The sequence below is a fragment of the Pseudoduganella lurida genome, assembly GCF_007830455.1.
Lineage (GTDB): Bacteria > Pseudomonadota > Gammaproteobacteria > Burkholderiales > Burkholderiaceae_D > Rugamonas > Rugamonas lurida.
In genome coordinates this window covers 1,535,550-1,555,245 of sequence record NZ_VLLB01000001.1, presented here as the reverse complement: position 1 = coordinate 1,555,245, position 19,696 = coordinate 1,535,550, and the positions used below count along the sequence as shown (strand labels likewise).

Below are 19,696 nucleotides of genomic sequence, written 5' to 3'. Positions count from 1 at the left end.
CAGCGCCCTTTTCAATGGCAGGAACGACCGCTACGCCGTCTGCACTTCCTCGAGTGGCGGCAGGGCGATGCGGTTGTCCGTGCTGAACTGGTAGTCCTTGAAGATGTGTTCCGCCGAGGGCAGCAGGTAGTCGCCGTTCTCCAGCTTCACCGTGGTGTCCTTCAGGCGGTACGTGTAGTGGCCGCAGGTCCAGCAATTAAAATTGCGCATGTGCGTGCACAGGCAGGTCTTGTCCATCACCTTGATGCCCTTGTCGCTGCCGCCGTTGGCCACCACGTCGCGGTTGTACGAGTTGATGTACGAGCAGTTGCCGGTGGCATCGAGCAGGTAGCCGTACGACTCGCAGCCGGGGCGCGTGTTGGCGCCGATGGCCGGCGTGCTGCGCAGCATGCGCATCGGGTATCCGGTCGGCGAGATGCCGTTGACGATCACGTCCTCCTCGGAGGCCTTGGCATATTCCTGCTTGACCTTGGCGGGCAGGCCGCATTCCTTGGCGATCGTGAAGCGGGTGGCCACCTGCACGCCGGCCGCGCCCATTTCCAGGAACGACACGGCATCGCTGCCGGTGAAGATGCCGCCGGCGGCGATCACCGGCACGTCCAGGTTCTCGGCCTTCAGGTAGGCCAGCACTTCGGCGGTAATCGTGTGCAGGTCGTAGTCCTGCCAGTCTTCCAGGCCGAAGCCCAGGTGGCCGCCGGCCAGCGGGCCTTCCACGATCACGAAGTCCGGCAGGCGGTCCAGCTTGGCGTTCTTGCGCAGGAAGATCGTCAGCGCGCGCACGGACGAGACGATGATGCCCAGCTTCGCTTCGCGGAAGCGGGGATGGTCCGCCATCAGGCCGAACGAGTTGAAGTGCAGGCCGGCCGACAGCGTGATGCCGTCGATGCCCGCATCGAGCGCCGCGTTCAGGCGCACGCGCAGCGTTTCGCGCGGGCCGTTCATCGTCAGCTTCTCCATGCAGTTCACGAAGATCAGGCCGGGACCTTTTTTCGCTTCCATCGTTTTACCGATGTGCAGGCGCTGCGCTTCGGCCAGGCGGTTCAGGTCGAACTGCACCACCGCCTTGTCCATATTGTTGATGTTGAACTTGTAGAGCTTCGTCTTGTCCTTCACGAAGGTCGTGTCGAAGCGGCGGTCGGACACATCCTCGACCATCGCATCGGAGATATGGCCGATACCGCCCAGGCGTGCCGCTTCCAGCGCCAGCTCGGACGTGGAAATGTCCACGCCCATGCCGCCGATCATGATGGGTACGTATTCCTTGTCGCCGAACTTCAGGCGAAAATCGTCAACACATTTCATTGCTATCCTCTGGACTCCCGAACGTGCGGGTCAGTCGCGGAAGTTGTTGAACTCGAGCGGCGTATCGGCCACTTCCTTGCGCAGCATGGCCATGGCGGCCTGCAGGTCGTCGCGCTTGGCGCCGGTCACCCGCACGGATTCGCCCTGGATGCTGGCCTGCACCTTCATCTTGCTTTCCTTGATGATCTTGGTGATCTTCTTGGCATCTTCCGTCTCGAGGCCGTTCTTCACCTTGATCACCTGCTTGACCTTGTCGCCGCCGATCTTCTCGATCTTGCCTTCGTCCAGGAAGCGCACGTCCACCTTGCGCTTGGCCAGCTTGTTGGTCAGCACGTCCTTCACCTGCTGCAGCTGGAAATCGGAGTCGGCAAACGCCGTCAGCTCGTTTTCCTTCTGCTCGACGCGGGCATCGCTGCCCTTGAAGTCGAAACGCGTGGTGATTTCCTTGTTCGACTGGTCGACGGCGTTGCGTACCTCGATCATGTCGGCTTCGGATACGACGTCAAACGATGGCATGGTGTTTCCTTTCTGTTGTTGCCGGCGGTCGCCCGCCAAAGATGCGATATTTTAACGGACAACGGCCCGAACGCTCGATCGTTTTTGTGTGGGCCACGCCTCATTTCCCTCATATTGCCCCTATAATCGGCCAGATGACCCAGCCTGCCATGCCTTCCGCACCCGCCATTGCCAGCGATTTTCCCCTCCGTGAACTCAATACCTTCGGCATTGCCGCGCACGCCCGGCATTACGCCCGGATCGACCATGCGGAGGGGCTGCCGGCCCTGTTCGCCGCGCTGAAGGCCGACCCGGCACTGGCGACGCTGCCCCGGCTGGTGCTGGGCGGCGGCAGCAACCTGCTGCTGACGGGCGACTTCGACGGCCTGGTCATCCACCTGGCCACGCGCGGCCGGGCCATCCTGCCGGGCGATGCCGGTCACGTGCATGTGCGTGGCGAGGCGGGGGAGAACTGGCACGACTTCGTGCAGTACACGCTGGCGCAGGGCCTGGGCGGCCTGGAGAACCTGTCGCTGATCCCGGGCACGGTGGGCGCCGCGCCGATCCAGAACATCGGCGCCTACGGCCTCGAAACGAAGGATGTGTTCCACAGCCTGACGGCGTTCGACCCGGCGTCGGGCAGCACCGTGACGCTGGACCGGGCGGCGTGCCGCTTCGGCTACCGCGACAGCATTTTCAAGGGGCCCGAAGGCCGTCACCTGATCGTGACGGACGTGACATTCGCGCTGCCGCGCGTCTGGCAACCGAACCTGCGCTATGCCGAGCTGGCCAATGCCATGGCGGGGATTGTGTCGCCCACGCCGCAGAATGTGGCCGATGCCGTGGTCGCCATCCGCCGCCGCAAGCTGCCCGATCCGGCCGTGATCGGCAATGCCGGCAGCTTCTTCAAGAATCCCGTGGTCGGCAGCGAAGCGTGCAGGGCGCTGCTGGCGCGCTTTCCCGATCTCGTCCATCACCGCCAGGAAGACGGCAGCGAGAAGCTGGCCGCCGGCTGGCTGATCGACCAGTGCGGCTGGAAGGGGAAAAGCCTGGGTGCGGCCGGGGTCTACCCGAAACAGGCGCTGGTATTGGTGAACCATGGGGGCGCCACGGGTGCCGACGTGCAGCGGCTGGCCGAAGCGATCCAGGCCGATGTGCAGGCGCGCTACGGCGTGCTGCTGGAGCCGGAACCCGTGTTCGTGTAGCGAACCGGGTTCAGAGCAGCTGGGCCACGCTGACGGCGCGGTTGCGGCCTTCGCCCTTGGCGGCGTACAGCGCGCGGTCGGCGCCTTCCACCAGGTGCGAGGGCGCGGTGCCCGGTGCCGGCACGAGGGTGGCCACGCCGATCGACAGCGTGACGATGCCGTGCACCGACTGCGGATTGTCCATCTTCAGCTTCATCAGGCTGCGCAGGCATTCCTCGGCCACGATGCGGGCACCGGGGGCATCCGTATCGGGCAGCACGATGGCGAACTCCTCGCCGCCGTAGCGGGCCGCCAGGTCGGCCGGGCGCTTCAGGCAGGCCGTCAGCACGGCCGCCGTCTTCTTCAGGCACAGGTCCCCGCCCAGGTGGCCGAACGTGTCGTTGTACATCTTGAAGCAGTCGATATCGCACAGCAGCAGCGACAGGGGACGGCGCTCGCGCTGGGCGCGCTGCCATTCCTGCAGCAGCGTTTCGTCGAAGCGGCGGCGGTTGGCGATGCCCGTCAGGCTGTCCAGCGCGGCCAGCTTGTGCAGCTCGATGTTCGCCTCGGCCAGGTTCTTCTGGCTCTCGCGCAGGAAGCGGAAGGCCTCGTCGCGCTGCAGGCGGCTGATGTAGGCGCCCGAGTGATAACGGATGCGCGCCAGCAGTTCCAGGCGGTCCGGCACCTTCACCAGATAGTCGTTGGCGCCGACGGCAAAGCCGTGTGCCTTCGAGGCCGGCTCCTCCTTGGCGGACAGCACGATGACGGGCACGTGCTTCAGGTCCGGCTGGGCGCGGTAGCTGCGGATCAGGTCGAAGCCGTCCCAGCCCGGCATCATCAGGTCCTGCAGGATGACGGTGGGCTGCAGGCGCACGGCGCATTCCTCGGCACGCGCCGGGTCGGTCACGAAGTGGAATTCGATATCGGGCTGGTCCGCCACCATGCGGCGCACGGCCTCGATGACCAGCAGCTGGTCGTCGACCAGCAGTACGCGCACTTTGAACGGGGTGAGGGTGATTTCCGGTTCCGCGCCAGCGGTGAAGTCCTGCGACATCGGGCTTCCTAATAAAGTTTGAACGCTGGCGGCCCTCACGCGCTCGTGCGCTAGAATCGGCCTCCAGTGGTACTGCGCAGAAAAGGCCCGATTTTCTCGAGCGGCAGCACCAGCTGGGCTGCGTCCAGTTCGGCCGCCGCGCGCGGCATGCCGTAGACGGCGCTGGTGGCCTGGTCCTGCGCCACCGTGGTCTTGCCGGCCCGTCGCATGGCCAGCAGGCCCTCGGCGCCATCGCGGCCCATGCCCGTGAGCAGGATGCCGGTGGCATCCCCCCGCCAGTGCTGCGCCACGCAGCGGAAGAATACATCGACGGACGGGCGGTAAGCATAATCCTTCGGTACCGCATCGTAACCCAAGTGTCGCTTTTCATCCAGTACCAAGTGGTCATTGCTCTTGGCGATCATCACCGTGCCACCCATCAGCTCGTCGCCGTGCTCGATCGCGCGCACCGGCATCGCCAGCTGGTCGGCCAGCCAGCGGGCGAAATGGTCGGCGAAATTCTCGTCGATGTGCTGCACCACCACGACCGCGCAATCGGCCGGCGCCTGCCAGCCCGCCAGGATGCGTGCCACGGCCACCGGGCCGCCGGTGGAGGCGCCGATGGCCAGCAGGGTGCGCACGCCCGACTCGGGCCGCTCGGCCGGCGGGGTGGCGCTGCGCGGCGACATGCCCTGGCTGCCGCCGCTGTGGCGGATCAGCTTTTCCATCGTGCGGATCTTCGCCAGCAGCTGCGCGCCGCCTTCGTTATGGCCCGGCACGAGGATCGGCGTGGCCGTCACGTCCAGCGCGCCGGCGCCCAGCGCGCGGAACACCTGGTTCACGCTGTCCTGCGGCCGGCCCGTCACCACCAGGATCGCGCAGGGCGACTCCTCCATGATGCGGCGCGTGGCTTCCACGCCATCGAGCTCCGGCATGTTCAGGTCCATCAGGATCAGGTCGGGACGGCGCTCGGCGCACATGCGCACCGCTTCCAGGCCGGTGCGGGCGATCCACAGCACCTCGTGCTGGCGCGTGCCGGCCACCACGCGGCGCAGCGCCTCGGCCGCCATGGCCACGTCGTTGGCGATGCCGATCTTCAGGCCGTTCATCGGTAGGCGTCTCCCACCAGGTCGGCCACGGCGTCGAGCAGCGTCTCGTCGTGGAAGCTCCCTTTCGTCAGGTAGTAGTCGGCACCCGCGGCCAGGCCGCGCGCGCGGTCTTCCGGCCGGTCCTTGTACGACACGATCATCACGGGCAGGTTGTGCAAATGCAGATCCTTCTTGATCAGGTTGACCAGTTCGATGCCGTCCATGCGGGGCATGTCCACGTCCGTGATCACGAGGTCGTAATCGCCGGAGCGCACCACGTTCCAGCCGTCGATGCCGTCGACGGCGATGTCCACCTCGAAGCCGCGGCCGGTGAGCAGCTTGCGCTCCATTTCGCGCACGGTCAGCGAGTCGTCAACGACGAGGATGCGCTTCATTCTACGCCGCGTGGCGCTGTCGGCGCGCGCCAATTGCTGCAGCGACCCTTCCGCCAGCAGCTTCTCGATCGAGACCAGCAGATCCGGCACATCGAGGATCAGCACCGGTTCGCCATCATTGAGCAGCGCGGCGGCGGCCAGGTCGCGCACCTTGCCGAAGATCGGATCGATGGCATGCACGGCCAGGCTGTGCTCGCCGCGGATGGCATCGACCACCAGTGCGTAGCGCTGCACGCCGCTGCCGACGATGATCACCGGCAGCAGCTCCGGGTACGACATCTCGCCCAGCCCCAGCACCTGGGCCGCCGAGACCAGGCCCAGGTTGGCGCCTTCGTGCTCGAAGAACTGCTTGTTCTCCAGCGTGTGCAGGGCGGCGGGCGGCACCTGCAGCACGCGCTCCACCTTCACGATCGGCAGCGCGTAGGCTTCGCCGCCCACGTCCACCACCAGCGCGCGCACGATCGACTGCGTCAGCGGCAGCGTGATGTGCGTGTAGAAGCCGTTTCCGGGATCCGTTTCGAGACGCACGGTGCCGTTCTGTTCGCGGATCGCGTCGTGCACGATGTCCAGGCCCACGCCGCGGCCGGAAATCTCGGTGACCTGCTGCTTCAGGCTGAACGCGGGCAGGAACAGGAACTGCATCAGTTCCGCCACCGACATCGCATCGGCCATCGCCTGCGTGGCCATGCGGCGCGCGATGACGGCCGCGCGGATGCGTTCCGGATCGACGCCGCGGCCATCGTCGCGGATCTCGATGTTCAGCATGCCGGCCAGGTGGCGCGCTTCCAGGATGATGGTGCCGCTCATCGGCTTGCCGGCCATGATGCGGTCCTCGGGATCCTCGATGCCGTGGTCGACCGCGTTGCGCAGCATGTGGTTCAGCGGGCTTTCGATGCGCGCCAGGATGTCGCGGTCCACCAGCGTGTCCTCGCCGCGGATCTCCAGGTGCACGTCCTTGCCCAGGCTGCGCGACAGGTCGCGCACCATGCGCGGGAAGGCCTGCACGCCGTCGCGGAACGGCCGCATGCGCAATGCCAGCACTTCTTCCACCAGGCTTTGCGCCACATTGAGCTGGCGCCGCTCGTGCTGCTCCATGTCGGCGATGTGGGCCGGCACGAACTGGCGCAGCGGCTGGCTGCGCTGCTGCACCAGCGCGGCCTTTTCGCGCAGCACGGGGTCGGGAATGCGGCCGATCACCTCGTGCAGCTCGTCCAGCGCGGCAAACAGGGCGGCCTGGTTGCGCTTGTGGCGCTGCAGGCCCTGGATCAGCGGCTGCACCTGGTGCGCGCCGATGCGGGCTTCGCCGGCCAGCGACAGCAGGCGGTCGGACTGGCCGCTGCGGCGTGCCGGGGCTTCCGGCTGCGGCGCCGGCGCCGTAGCGGCGGGCAGCGGTGCCGGTTCCGGGATCGATACGGGCGCGGGAGCCGGCGCCGGAGTCGGCGCCGGAGCCGGAGCGGGCGTCACCGCAGGCGCGGGTGCGAACGCTGGCACCGATGCCGGCGCCGGTGCCGCGACAACCGGCTCCGGCAGGAAGGCGATGCCGCGGATGGCATTGAGCGTGCTGCGGATCGCGTCGCCGTTGGCGGCCAGCCAGTTCTGCAGCTCGCTTTCCTGCAGGTGCGAGCACTGCACGATCAGGTCCACGCCGGCCAGCAGCACGTCCACGCGGTTCGGCGTCAGCTTCAGGAGGCCATGCTGGGCGGCGATGAACGCATCCTCCATGCCATGCGACAGCTGGACGATCACGTCCAGCCCCACGATGGCGGCGGCGCCCTTGATGGAGTGCGCCGCGCGCATCATCGCTTCCAGGTCGGACGGGTCGGCGTGGCGTTCCACGGCCAGCAGGCCGTCCGTCAGCGTCTGCGTCTGGCTCTCCGCCTCCATGCGGAACAGCTCGATCATCGAGAACTGGCTCAGGTCGTCGCTCATCGCAGTGCCCTCGCCAGTTGATGGCCCACCAGTCCCGCGTCCAGCAGGCCGATGCGCATGTCGCCTTCCGCCACCACGCCGGTGAGGAAGCGCTGCACGCCCTTGTTGATGGTGGCCGCCGGCGCCGCCAGCCGCGCGCTGGCGTAGCGCACGATGCCGTGCAGGTCCGCCACCGGCAGCGCATAGCTGCGGCCTTCCCAGCCCACCACCAGCAGGCGCGCGAAGGTGTGGCGGCCGGTGCGCACGGCGCCGCCGTCCTCGTCGATGCCCAGCAGTTCGGCCAGGCCCACGCAGGGATGCAGCTGGCCGCCCACGTTGACGATGCCGCGCATGCCGCGCGCATTCCGGTGCGGCACGCGGTGCGGCAGCGCATGGGGCGCCACGCGCAGGAAGATCGCCGTGGGCAGGGCCAGCCATTCGGCACCTATGCGGAAGGCGACGGCCGAGGCGTCCGCCTGTTCGGTGGCCAGTTCTGGCGCACGGAAATGCTCGGCCCAGCCACGCAGGTAGGCGTCGTCGATGCTGCTGGCCAGCGTGCTGCCGCCGGACTTGCCGGGACTGCCGTCCGGGCGGCCGGCGGCGCCATGCTGTCCTGCGCTCGTCGGCTGTTCGCTCGTCGGCAATTCGCTCGTCGGCTGTTCGCTCGTCGGCAATTCGCTCGTCGGCTGTTCGCTCGTTGGCAATTGGCTCGTCGGTCGCTCGCTCATGGTTCAGTCTCGTTGGATTGGCGGCGCCGCCACACGCGTGCGGCCCGTGCCTTCAGGCTGGCCGCGGCGCCGCTGTCGCCGCGCTGGCCGGCCAGCAGCGCCAGGTGGCACAGCGCATCGTAGTGGTCGGGCGCCAGGTAGATGCAGCGGCGCAGGTGGGCCTGGGCTTCGTCCGCATCGGTGTCCTCGCTCAGCAGGCCAAGCAGGAACCAGCCGTCCGCGTTGTCCGGTTCGCGCGCCACCAGGGTACGGCAGATGGCGGCGGCTTCGGCGGGCCGGCCTTCGTCGGCCAGGCGGCGCGCCTCGTCCAGCGTCTGCCCGGACGCAGGCGCCTTGGCCAGCGGCGCGGCGGCGGCGCGGGGCAGTGGCGGCACGGCCGCCGGTGCCACCCGGATCGGGCGGGCCGGCGCCGTGACGGCAGCTGCCACCTTTTCGCTGGCGCGCGCCGCCGCCGGCCACACCGCCTGCACCACGGTGCGCCGCGCCTGGCGCCGTTCGATGGCCGGCTCGCTCCCCTCGACGGGCAGGCCGAACTGCGGTCCCTCGTCCGGCACGGTCGCCTTGCGCAGCGCGAAGGCCTGGCGGTAGGGCAGGGCCGTGAAGCCGTTCTGCATGAACGAGGGCACTTCGGCATAGCCAGCCAGCAGCACGCCGTCGTCGGACAGCAGCGTGGCCAGGCGCCCGATGGCGGCCGCCGTGGTGGGCGCATCGAAGTAGATCAGCAGGTTGCGGCAGAAGACCACGTCGTAGGTGCCGGGCGCCGCGATGTCGCTGGTGAGCAGGTTCCCCTGGCGGACCCGCACGCGCCGGCGCAGGCCGGGATCGATGCGGTACAGGCCATCGTCTTCCTGCGTGAAGTGGCGGTCGCGGAAGGCCAGGTCCTTGTTGCGGAAGGCATTGCGGCCGAACAGCCCCTCCTTGGCGCGCGCCACGCACACGGCCGAGAGGTCGATCGCATCGATCGCGAACGCGGCCGGCGGGATGCCCGCATCGACCAGTGCCATCGCCAGCGTGTAGGGTTCCTCGCCGCCGGCGCAGGGCACCGACAGCATGCGCAGCAGCTGGCGGCCGCCCCGTTCCAGGCGCCGGCGCGCATACGCGGCGGCCACCACGAAGGCCTGCGGGTCGCGGAACAGCCACGATTCCGGTACCACCACCCGCTCCACCAGCTGTTCCAGCTCCGCGGCGCCGGCCGCCTGCAGGTACTGCTCGCGGTCGGCGATGCCGGTGGCCGCCATCCGCTCGCGTACGGCGCGCTCCACCGTGTCGGGCGACAGGTTCAGGCCCGTGGCGGCGCGCAGCTGCTGCAGCATGCTCACGGTCGTGGTGCTCATTGTCTTGCTACTCACTGCGGTGCCCGCGCGGCGCCCGCGTCGGGCTGGAACAGCAGCGCGCGCAAGGGTTCGGGCAGCATGCGCGCCGGTTCCACCAGCTGCACGATGCCGTCCGCATCACCCGCCGCGCGGTCCAGGAACGGCGCACCCAGCACACCGGCCGGCACCAGGATGTCTTCTGCCACCTCCTGGATGCCCTGCACCCGCTCCATCATCAGGCCAAGCGCCTGCGTGCTGCCGTCGGGAGCGGTGTAATCGACCAGCACGATGCGCGTGTCCATGCGGTGCGCGGCCGGCGCGCTGCCGCCGATGCGCGACACGTCCAGCACGGGCACCAGCGCGCCGTGCAGGTTCATCAGGCCGGCCACGCTGTCCGGCGTGCCGGGCAGGGCCTTCAGCGCCATCAGCGGCAGCACGCTGCGGATGGCCGGCAGGCGCAGGCCGTAGCGGTCGGCGCCGATATGGAACAGGAGAACTTTCAAAGCGGGACCTTCAAGGCGAACCTTCCTTGCCGCGCCGGCTCAGACGTTGACGGCGAACGTGGCCACCGACGACTGCAGGTCGCTGGCCGCGTACTGCAGCTGGTGCACCGCCTCGCTGGTGGCCTTCAGCGATTCCACGGTCTGCTGGGTGGCGTCGTTCAGCTGCATCATCGTCTCGGTGATCTGCTGCGCGCCCACGGCCTGCGACTGCATGCCCTGCAGCACGGCGTCGAACTGCGGCGCCAGCTTGCGCACCTGGTCCATCATGCCGGACAGGTGGTCCGTCACGGCACGCACCTCGCCCACGTTGCGGCGGATCTCTTCGGAGAACTTGTCCATGCCCATCACGCTGGCCGACACGGCCGACTGCATTTCCTTGACCATCTGCTCGATGTCCCAGGTCGAGACGGAGGTCTGGTCGGCGAGCCGGCGGATCTCGGTAGCGACGACACTGAAGCCCCGGCCCGCTTCACCGGCCTTTTCCGCTTCGATGGCCGCGTTCAGCGACAGGATGTTGGTCTGGTCGGCCACCTTGGTGATCGTCGTCAGCACGCTGTTGATGTTGGACGCCTTTTCCGACAGCGCGGCCAGCTTGGCGTTGATCGAATCCGTGGCGGTCACCATGTTCTGCATCGTGGCATCCATGCGGCGCAGGTTTTCCTGCGCTTCGGCGGTGGCCGCCGTCGTGTAGTCGGCCACGGAGGTGGCTTCTTCCATCGTTTTGAGCAGCTGCGACGTGTTCGACGAGATTTCCTTGGTGGTCGACAGCACCTCGACGCTCGTCTGCGCCTGCTCGACACCGGTGGCTTCCTGTTCCTTGGCGGAGGCGGCGATCTCGGTGGCGGACGTGGTGACCTGGATGCCGGCCTTCTGCACGTTGTTGAGCAGGATGCGCAGGTTGTCGAACATGCGCGCCAGGCCGTGGCCCAGCTGGCCGATCGCATCGTTGCCGCCGATTTCCACGCGGCCCGTCAGGTCGCCGGATGCGGCCTTCGTGACGACGCCCAGCAGCGAGTCGACCTTCGCGCGCAGGTCGTCCGTGCTGGCCCGTTCGCGTTCGATATTGTCCTGGATGGCCTGCGCCATGCTGTTGAATTCCTGCGACACGCGGCCCAGTTCATCCTGCGCCATCACCTGGGCGCGGGCGCCGCGGTCGCCGGCGGCGATGCGGCCCACGGCTTCCGTCAGGTTGTTCAGCGGGTTCATGATGGCGCGCGTCAGCACGAACACGATGGCCAGTCCCAGCAGCACGCAGGCGGCGCCGCCGGCGATCAGCACGGCCGTCATGTCGCGGCGGAGCTCGGCGGCGTTCTGGGAACGCTGTGCCAGCAGCTGGTTTTCCGCGGCGCGGGCTTCCTCCAGCACCGTGTGGACGGCCGTCACGGCCGGGCTGCCCTGCTGGAACTGCGGCATGTGGCCGAGCGTGTCGGCGGCACCGGGCGTATCGCCGAGCGCCTGGCGCTTTGCCGTCTGCATCTCGATCACGTCGCGTACCCAGGTCTGGATCAGCGTTTCGAGCTTGCGGGCCCGTTCCACCTGCACGGGATTGTCGACGACCAGCTTCTGCAGCGCAGCGATGGAGGCCGGCATGCGCGCCACCTGGCTGCGCACGCGCGCCAGGCGGCTCTCGGTGCCGGTCAGGTAATAGCCGCGCGACTCGGTCTGGACCTCCATCACGTTCAGGCTCACGCCATCGATCGCGTGCAGCACCTGCATCGTGTGCCGGTCCCACTCGTTGGCCTCGGACAGGCGCGTGAAGTTGTTAAACGCCAGCACCAGCAGGATCAGGATGATGGCCAGGATGGCGCCGAATCCCGCGTACAGCTTGTTCTTGATGCCCAGATTGTTGATCATCGTGTCTCCGCACTTTGTAGAGGTCGTGTCGCGCCAAATGTAACACTTTATGGCGGAAGGGCGAGCATGCCTCGCCCGTCAACCGGACCCAAATAAAAAGGGCTGCCCGTGGGGCAGCCCTGCATCCGTCAGCCGTGCATCTTGCGAAGCGCGCTGGTCAACAGCGTTGCCCGCTTATTGGCCACGCTTCAGGCGCGCGTTGGCGGCAATGCGCATGCGCAGCGCGTTCAGCTTGATGAAGCCGCCGGCATCGGCCTGGTTGTAGGCGCCGCCGTCTTCGTCGAAGGTGGCGATGGTCTGGTCGAACAGCGAATCGGTCTTCGAATCGCGCGCCACCACGATCACGTTGCCCTTGTAGAGCTTCACGCGCACCCAGCCGTTCACGGTGGCCTGGGTGTGGTCGATCAGCGTCTGCAGCGCCACGCGCTCCGGTGCCCACCAGTAGCCGTTGTAGATCAGCGAGGCATAGCGGGGCATCAGGTCGTCCTTCAGGTGCGCCACTTCGCGGTCCAGCGTGATCGATTCGATGGCGCGGTGCGCCTTCAGCATGATCGTGCCGCCCGGCGTTTCATAGCAGCCGCGCGACTTCATGCCGACATAGCGGTTCTCGACCAGGTCGAGGCGGCCGATGCCGTGCTTGCCACCGATGCGGTTCAGTTCCGTCAGCACTTCGGCGGCGCTCATGCGATTGCCGTTCAGGGCCACGATGTCGCCCCGTTCGTATTCGATGTCCAGGTATTCCGCTTCGTCCGGCGCCTGCTCCGGCGACACGGTCCAGCGCCACATCGATTCCTCGGCTTCGGCACTCGGGTTTTCCAGGTGGCGGCCTTCGAAGGAGATGTGCAGCAGGTTGGCGTCCATCGAGTACGGCGCGCCGCCGTTCTTGTGCTTCATGTCGATGGCGATGCCGGCGTCTTCCGCGTACTTCAACAGTTTTTCGCGCGACAGCAGGTCCCACTCGCGCCATGGGGCGATGACCTTCACGCCGGGTTTCAGCGCATAGGCGCCCAGTTCGAAGCGCACCTGGTCGTTGCCCTTGCCGGTGGCGCCGTGCGAAATCGCGTCGGCACCCGTTTCGTTGGCGATCTCGATCAGGCGCTTGGCGATCAGCGGACGGGCGATCGAGGTGCCCAGCAGGTATTCGCCTTCGTACACGGTGTTCGCGCGGAACATCGGGAACACGAAGTCGCGCACGAACTCCTCGCGCACGTCGTCGATGTAGATGTTCTCCGGCTTGATGCCGAACTTGATCGCCTTGGCGCGGGCCGGTTCCAGCTCCTCGCCCTGGCCCAGGTCGGCCGTGAAGGTGACGATCTCGCAGTGGTAATTGTCCTGCAGCCACTTCAGGATGACGGAGGTGTCCAGGCCGCCCGAATAGGCGAGGACGACTTTCTTGATGTCGCTCATGCTCGTTCCAGTACTTACAGTAGGATTAATATAAATCGTTTAGTCGGTTTATTTCGTTTCGATGCGGCCCAGCGTCAGGTACTCGATCAGCGCCTTCTGCACGTGCAGGCGGTTTTCCGCCTCGTCCCACACCACCGACTGCGGGCCGTCGATCACGTCCGCCGCCACTTCCTCGCCGCGGTGGGCAGGCAGGCAGTGCATGAACAGCGCGTCCGGCGCGGCCCGTGCCATCTTGGCCGAGTCGACGATCCAGCCGTCGAACGCCTTCAGGCGCGCCGCGTTTTCCTCTTCGTAGCCCATGCTGGTCCACACATCGGTATTGACCAGGTGCGCGCCTTCGCACGCGTCCGACGGGTTGGCGAAGAACGTGAAGCGTTCGGTGGAGACCAGCGACATGTCCATGTCGTAGCCCTTCGGCGTGGACACGTTGACGTGGAAGCCGAACACCTCGGCGGCCTGCAGCCACGAGTACAGCATGTTGTTGGCATCGCCGATCCAGGCCACCGTCTTGCCGGCGATCGGACCGCGGTGCTCGTAGTAGGTGAAGATGTCCGCGAAGACCTGGCACGGGTGGTGCTCGTTGGTCAGCCCGTTGATGACGGGCACGCGCGAATGGGCGGCGAAGCGCTCGATGATCTCCTGGCCGAAGGTGCGCACCATGATGATGTCGCACATGCGGGACATCACCTGGCCGGCATCCTCGACCGGTTCGCCGCGGCCCAGCTGCGAGTCGCGCGTGTTCAGGTAGATGGCGGCGCCGCCCAGCTGGTGCATGCCGGCCTCGAAGGACAGGCGGGTGCGGGTGGAGTTCTTCTCGAACACCATCACCAGAGTACGGTCGATCAGCGGGTGGTAGATCTCGTAGTTCTTGAACTTGCGCTTGATGTGGCGCGCGCGCTCGATGACGTATTCGTATTCTTCCAGCGAGAAGTCGGAAAACTGCAGGTAGTGCTTGATCGCTTTTTGAGTAGACATATTCACAACTGTTCTGCGGCGCATCGGGAGCGGAGACGCCGGGCTGTCGAGGCGTGCGCCTGGGATGCCATTCTGGCCAGCTTGGCAAACCATTATAGAGGGTTTTGCCTGCCGCTAATAGCTTGACGGGGGCACGACGGATGGTTACCGCAGCGGGCCGGTGTCCGGGCGCGTCAGCCGCCGTCGGATGCCAGCGGCGCCACCAGCGGCAGCTCCAGCGTGAATGCGGTGCCGGCGCGGCTGCTGGCCACGGCGATCTGCCCGCCCAGCAGGCCCGTGACGATGTTGTAGCTGATCGACAGTCCCAGCCCGCTGCCGCCTTGCCCCAGCTTGGTGGTGAAGAACGGGTCGAAGATGCGCGACAGGTTGTCCGGCGCGATGCCGGTGCCATCGTCCGCGAAGGTGATGCTGACCCTGCCGTCGGCGGCGGGCAGCGCCGTCAGCCGCATGCTGCCGCCTTCGCGGCCGTCGAAAGCGTGCAGCAGCGCGTTGTTGATGAAGTTGGTGATGACCTGGCCGAACGGGCCGGGATAGCTGTCCAGTTCGATCGTTTCCGGCACCTCGAAGGCAATGCGGTGGCTCGACGCGCGGATGCGGTTCATCATCGTCGCCACGATCTCGTGCGTGACCTGCTGCAGCCGGAAGCGGCGGCGCTGCTCGGTGGTGCGGTCCACCGCCACCTGCTTGAAGCTGGCCACCAGGTCGGCGGCGCTGTGCAGGCCGCGCATCACGAGTTCGGACGCGGTGCGCGCATCGGCGATATAGGCGGCCAGGGCGGAGCGGCGCAGGCCCGCGCCGTTCAGCGATGCTTCCAGGTCCAGCGTCTTCTGTTCCAGCGTGCTGGCGATCAGCAGGCTGTTGCCGATCGGGGTGTTCAGTTCGTGGGCCACGCCGGCCATCAGCGCGCCCAGGGCCGCCAGCTTTTCCTGCGCCACCAGCTGCGACTGCGCTTCCTGCAGCTGCCGGTAGGCGTGCGCGTTGTCCAGCGCGATCGCACCGTAGGCGCACAGCGTGCGGAAGATCAGCCGTTCGCGCTCGCCATACGCATGCGGCTGGCGCGCCTGCACGGTGACGGCACCCAGCACGCGGTCGCCCAGCAGCAGCGGCACGTACAGGGCGCTGTCGCAGTCGCCGCACGCATCGGCGCAGCCGAGGCGCTGCGAGGGTTCGTGCACGCAGACCTCGGCCCGTTCACGGACGCAGCGTGCACTGAGCGATTCCGGATCGTCCAGGGCGATGCGCGAGGGCGGCAGCGGCGCCTCGTCCGCCACGCCAAAGACCAGGTCCAGCCCGCTCCCGGCCGCATCGAGCAGCACGATCGCGAACGCGTGCAGCGGCAGCAGCGCGTGCACGTGGCGGTTCAGCACGCGGTACACCGCATCGGCTTCCAGGTGGGCCGTGATTTCCTGGCCGATCGTCGACAGCCGTTCCAGCGTGGCGCCGGTCTGCTGCAGCAGTTCGGCGCGACGCGCTTCCAGCAGCGCCAGTTCGCGGTGGTGGCGGCCTTCCGAGCGCGCCTGTTCGGTCTGCTGGTGCACCTGCATCGCGATGGCGCGCGCGGTCGCTTCCTGGCTGTGCGTTTTTTCGCGCGCTTCGCTGGCCGCATGGGCCATCCGGTAGGCCGCGCGGAAATCGTCCGCACCGGCGTAGGCCTCGGCAAGCGCGTCGTACAGCTCGCCCGGCACGGTGTAGCCCTCGATCTTCGTCACGGTGGCCAGCGCGCGGTGCAGGTAGTGCAGCATCGGGCTCGGTTCCGCCATGCCGGGCGGGCCGGGCAGGGGATGGCGGCCGTGGATCAGTGCCAGCACGCGCAGGCCCGCCACCAGGTTGTAGGCATTGTGCTGGCCGCCGGCCAGGTCGACGGCCTGGCGCGCCAGCACCAGCGCCTCGGCGGGCCGGTCCAGGAAGCACAGGGCGTGGGCCTGGCCGCGCCGCGCCACCATGCGGAAATCGGCCTGCTCCAGCACGTCGGCGCGCACCGACAGCCGTTCGAAGGCGTCCAGCGCGCCGGCGTAATCCTCGCGCGTCAGGCACAGGTCGCCCAGGTATTGCAGCGCGATGGCGAACAGGCGGCTGTTGACGAACGGCTGCAGCGTGTCGAGCGCCTCGCGCAGCAGCTGGTCGGCCGCGTCCAGGCGGCCCAGCCGGCGCAGCGTTTCGGCCGTGTGCAGCAGCGCCGCGCCGGTGCTGCGTGGCCAGTCGCGGGGCCGGGCCGTGTCCACCGCGCGCTGCATCCATTCCAGTGCGGCGTGGTGGTCGTTCAGCATGGAGAATTTTTCGCCGATATTGGTGGCGGCGATGATGGCGGTGCGGACCTGGCCTGTCTCGAGCGCTGCGTCGTACGTGCGCAGGTAGTGGCGCGCGGCCGCATCGAACTCGCTGCCCTGGCTGGCGGACATGCCGAGATAGTCGCTTACCCAGCAGTCGAGCGCCGGCGAACGGATGGCCGCCGGGTCGAAGCGCGTGCCCCAGCGGGCGCGCGCCGCATCGAGGTCGCGCAGCACGGCCCAGCGTGCGCTGGCCGCCTCGGCGATGGCGGCGCGTTCCGTGTCGCCTGCCGCGTGGGCGGCTTCGACGCAGCGTTCCAGTTCCTGGTCGCGCCGCACATGGTCACCCTGGTCGACGGCGATCCACGCACATAGCCAGTGCGCATCGGCGCAGCCGGCATCGTCGGGAATGCTGCACAGTGTCTCGCGCGCCGCATCGGCCATCCCCTGCGCCGTCTCCAGGTCGCCCGTTAGCCAGCACAGCTCCGCGCGCAGCAGCTGCAGGCGCGCCGCAGTGGCCTCGCGCTGTTCGTCGTTCGCCGACTGCAGCAGTGTTTCCGCTTCATCGGCCAGCTGGGCCGCACGCGCGCTGTCGCGCTGGCGCAGATGCCAGGCCAGTTGCACCACCACGTCCAGCCGGGCCGCTCCCGCCAGCGGCGGCAGGGCCGCTTCCCAATGGGTGACGGCGGTGTCGCTGGCGAAGAGGTCCATGTGCAGGGCTGCCTAGTAGAGGGTTTGCGCCGATTCGTGCAGCAGCTGGCCGTACAGCTCGTGCCGCATCTTGGCGATCTTGCCTTCGCGGAGGGCTTCCAGCACGGCGCACTGCGGCTCCTGCAGGTGGCGGCAGTTGTAGTACTTGCAGCCGCCCAGGTAGGGCTGGAAGTCGCGGAAGGCGCGCTCCAGCATGCCTTCTGACAGGTGGTACAGGCCGAATTCCTGGAAGCCGGGCGAGTCGATCACGGTGCCGTCGCCTGCCAGGTGGTACAGGCGCGTAAATGTTGTCGTGTGCTTGCCGGTGTCGAGGGCGGCCGAGATCTCGCGGGTGGCGATGTCGGCGCCCGGCACCAGCAGGTTGATCAGCGACGACTTGCCCATGCCGGACTGGCCGATCAGGATGGTCGACTGGCCGGCCAGCAGCGGCGCCAGCGTGGCGACGGCATGCTCAAGCTGGCCGATGGCGGAGACCTCGTGCACCGGGTAGCCCATCGCCGTGTACATCTCCAGGCGCTGGCGCGTCCTGGCCAGGTTTTCCGTGACGTCCACCTTGTTCAGGATGAGGCTTGCCGCAATGCCTGCCGCCTCGGCGGCGACGAGGGAACGGGACACCAGGTCGTCCGTGTAGCCGGGTTCCGTGGCGACCACGATGAACAGCTGCGTGACGTTCGCGGCCAGCAGCTTCGACTTGTACTGGTCCGAGCGGTACAGCAGCGTCTTGCGCTCCTGGATGCGGTCGATCACGGCCTGGTCGGGCGAGGTGAGGGTGAGGTCGACGAGGTCGCCGACCGCCACATTGGTCTTCTTGCCGCGCGTGACGCACTGCAGCCGTGCGCCTTCCGATTCGGCGAGGTAGTGGCGGCCATGGGCCGCGATGATGATGCCGGTGCGTGCAGCCTGCTTCATGGGTGGCCTGCCACCCGTACCAGCACGTCCGTCTTGGCCGCGCAAATGAAATCGTTCAGAGTGAGTCCTTGAGCGGAGTGCGTTTCGAAACGCACCACGCAGTTCTTGTAGCCGACCACGAGTTCCGGATGATGGTCCTCGCAGTGGGCGATGTAGGCGATGGCGTTCACGAACGACATCGTCTGGTAGTAGTCGGCAAAGCCGAAGGCCCGTGTCAGGCGTCCCGCATCGATGGCCCAGCCATCGAGCAGGTGCAGCAGGCGGGCCGCTTCGGGCGCCTGCAATGGCACGGTGGAGTGGAGACAGTGCTGCTCGCGCAGCTGCTGTGCGCTGCTGATCATGCCATGCCTCGCCCGTTCAGGTTCAGGTTCAGGTGCTGGATGCGCACCGAGGCCGGCGGATGCGAATCGTAGAACGCCGAGTGCAGGGGATCGGGCGTCAGGGTCGACGCATTGTCCTCGTACATCTTGACCAGGGCCGTGACGAGGTCGCGCGCATCGGTATGCTGCGCGGCGAACGCATCGGCCTCGAACTCGTGCTTGCGCGAGCTGAGGGAGGCGAGGGGGCCGAGCAGGAACGTGAACACGGGCAGTACCAGCATGAACAGGATCAGCGCCAGCGCATCGTTCGACTGTCCCGGCACGAGAATCGGCGAAACGCCCAGGCCCGTGTAGAACCACACCTGGTTCTTCAGCCAGCCGAGCAGCGCCAGGAACGCCAGCGAGACCAGAAACATCAGGCCGATGCGTTTGACGATGTGCTTCAGCTTGAAGTGCCCCAGCTCATGGGCCAGGACCGCCTCGATCTCCTGCGGCGCCAGGCGCGCCAGCAGCGTGTCGAAGAAGACGATGCGCTTGCCGGACCCGAAGCCGGAGAAGTAGGCATTGCCGTGCGCGCTGCGCTTCGAGCCGTCCATCACGAACAGGCCTTTCGAGGCAAAGCCCACGCGCTGCATGAGGCCTTCGATGCGCGACTTCAGCGAGTCGTCCGCCAGCGGCGTGAACTTGTTGAACAGCGGCGCGATAACGGTCGGGAACAGCACCATCATCAGCAGCTGGAAACCGCTCCACACGAACCACGCGTACAGCCACCACAACGCGCCGGCCTTGTCCATCAGCGCCAGCAGCACCCACGCCAGCGGCAGGCCGATGACGACGGCCAGGCCCAGTCCCTTGACCATGTCGGTGAAGAACAGCGCAGGCGTCATCTTGTTGAAGCCGAAGCGCTGCTCCAGGCGGAACTGGCGGTAGTAGTCGAACGGGATGTCGATCAGGCCCGAGATCGCGGCAAACGCGGCCAGCAATCCCAGCTGGTAGACCATGCCGCCACCCGTCAGGCCGAACACCTGCACGGACAGCCACTCCAGGCCGCCCAGCAGGGTGAAGCCGATCAGCACGGCCGCGTTGACGAACATCGTCAGCGTGCCGAACTTGGTGCGGGCGATCGTGTAGTCGGCCGCTTTCTGGTGAGCGGAGAGGGGAATCGTGGCGGCGAATTCGGCGGGAACGCGGTCGCGGTGCGCCAGCACATGGCGGATGTGACGCGACGCCAGCCAGAAGCGGACGGCCAGCGTCAACACCAAAAATGCGACAAACAATAGCGAAAACGCGTGTGAATACATTCT

At 67.3% G+C, this 19,696-nt stretch carries 16 protein-coding genes; 1 reads left to right on the top strand and 15 read right to left on the bottom strand.

The annotated features are described in order from the left end of the window. Positions 1-30 precede the first annotated feature (30 nt). Both IP91_RS06790 and IP91_RS06785 read right to left on the bottom strand, forming a co-directional pair. Positions 31-1,302 (bottom strand): nitronate monooxygenase, encoded by a 1,272-nt coding sequence (locus IP91_RS06790; RefSeq protein ID WP_145647940.1) that lies wholly within the window; start codon positions 1,300-1,302, stop codon positions 31-33. 30 nt (positions 1,303-1,332) lie between these two features. Beyond that, the gene (locus tag IP91_RS06785; RefSeq protein WP_145647939.1) at positions 1,333-1,818 is read right to left on the bottom strand and encodes a YajQ family cyclic di-GMP-binding protein; all 486 of its coding nucleotides are present in this window, start codon (positions 1,816-1,818) and stop codon (positions 1,333-1,335) included. Positions 1,819-1,967: 149 nt separating this feature from the next. Between IP91_RS06785 and murB the strand changes: the two genes are divergently transcribed. Further along, positions 1,968-3,002, top strand: coding sequence for a UDP-N-acetylmuramate dehydrogenase (murB, locus tag IP91_RS06780; RefSeq protein ID WP_145647938.1), 1,035 nt, complete (start codon positions 1,968-1,970; stop codon positions 3,000-3,002). Between the two features lie 10 nt (positions 3,003-3,012). Here murB and IP91_RS06775 read toward each other — a convergent pair whose 3' ends face one another. From IP91_RS06775 to IP91_RS06715, 13 genes are all read right to left on the bottom strand, one after another. Then, complete coding sequence (locus IP91_RS06775) at positions 3,013-4,035, bottom strand: diguanylate cyclase domain-containing protein (RefSeq protein WP_145647937.1); 1,023 nt, start codon at positions 4,033-4,035, stop codon at positions 3,013-3,015. A 50-nt stretch (positions 4,036-4,085) separates the two neighbouring features. Next, positions 4,086-5,114 (bottom strand): chemotaxis-specific protein-glutamate methyltransferase CheB, encoded by a 1,029-nt coding sequence (cheB, locus tag IP91_RS06770; protein WP_145648065.1) that lies wholly within the window; start codon positions 5,112-5,114, stop codon positions 4,086-4,088. 5 nt (positions 5,115-5,119) lie between these two features. Beyond that, a complete protein-coding gene (locus tag IP91_RS06765; protein ID WP_145647936.1) occupies positions 5,120-7,426 on the bottom strand; it encodes a hybrid sensor histidine kinase/response regulator in 2,307 nt (768 codons plus the stop codon). Next, complete coding sequence (locus tag IP91_RS06760) at positions 7,423-8,133, bottom strand: chemotaxis protein CheW (protein ID WP_145647935.1); 711 nt, start codon at positions 8,131-8,133, stop codon at positions 7,423-7,425. Before IP91_RS06760 ends, IP91_RS06765 begins: the two co-directional genes overlap by 4 nt. Continuing rightward, a complete protein-coding gene (locus IP91_RS06755) occupies positions 8,130-9,467 on the bottom strand; it encodes a CheR family methyltransferase (protein ID WP_229473951.1) in 1,338 nt (445 codons plus the stop codon). Before IP91_RS06755 ends, IP91_RS06760 begins: the two co-directional genes overlap by 4 nt. 11 nt (positions 9,468-9,478) lie before the next feature. Beyond that, positions 9,479-9,949: a chemotaxis protein CheW gene (locus IP91_RS06750; protein ID WP_145647934.1), complete on the bottom strand. Its 471-nt coding sequence runs from the start codon at positions 9,947-9,949 to the stop codon at positions 9,479-9,481. A 39-nt stretch (positions 9,950-9,988) separates the two neighbouring features. Continuing rightward, complete coding sequence (locus tag IP91_RS06745) at positions 9,989-11,803, bottom strand: methyl-accepting chemotaxis protein (protein ID WP_145647933.1); 1,815 nt, start codon at positions 11,801-11,803, stop codon at positions 9,989-9,991. A 174-nt stretch (positions 11,804-11,977) separates the two neighbouring features. After that, a complete protein-coding gene (locus IP91_RS06740) occupies positions 11,978-13,210 on the bottom strand; it encodes an argininosuccinate synthase (RefSeq protein WP_145647932.1) in 1,233 nt (410 codons plus the stop codon). Positions 13,211-13,258: 48 nt separating this feature from the next. Continuing rightward, a complete protein-coding gene (gene argF, locus IP91_RS06735) occupies positions 13,259-14,185 on the bottom strand; it encodes an ornithine carbamoyltransferase (protein WP_145647931.1) in 927 nt (308 codons plus the stop codon). A gap of 173 nt (positions 14,186-14,358) precedes the next feature. Continuing rightward, positions 14,359-17,163, bottom strand: a complete 2,805-nt coding sequence (locus IP91_RS06730; RefSeq protein WP_145647930.1) for a sensor histidine kinase — start codon at positions 17,161-17,163, stop codon at positions 14,359-14,361. 12 nt (positions 17,164-17,175) lie between these two features. Then, a complete protein-coding gene (gene rsgA, locus IP91_RS06725) occupies positions 17,176-18,072 on the bottom strand; it encodes a ribosome small subunit-dependent GTPase A (protein ID WP_145647929.1) in 897 nt (298 codons plus the stop codon). Then, on the bottom strand, positions 18,069-18,413 hold the full coding sequence (locus IP91_RS06720) for a 4a-hydroxytetrahydrobiopterin dehydratase (RefSeq protein WP_145647928.1): 345 nt from the start codon (positions 18,411-18,413) through the stop codon (positions 18,069-18,071). The genes rsgA and IP91_RS06720 overlap by 4 nt, the downstream gene beginning before the upstream one ends. Further along, on the bottom strand, positions 18,410-19,693 hold the full coding sequence (locus tag IP91_RS06715) for a M48 family metallopeptidase (RefSeq protein WP_145647927.1): 1,284 nt from the start codon (positions 19,691-19,693) through the stop codon (positions 18,410-18,412). The genes IP91_RS06720 and IP91_RS06715 overlap by 4 nt, the downstream gene beginning before the upstream one ends. Positions 19,694-19,696: the final 3 nt, after the last annotated feature.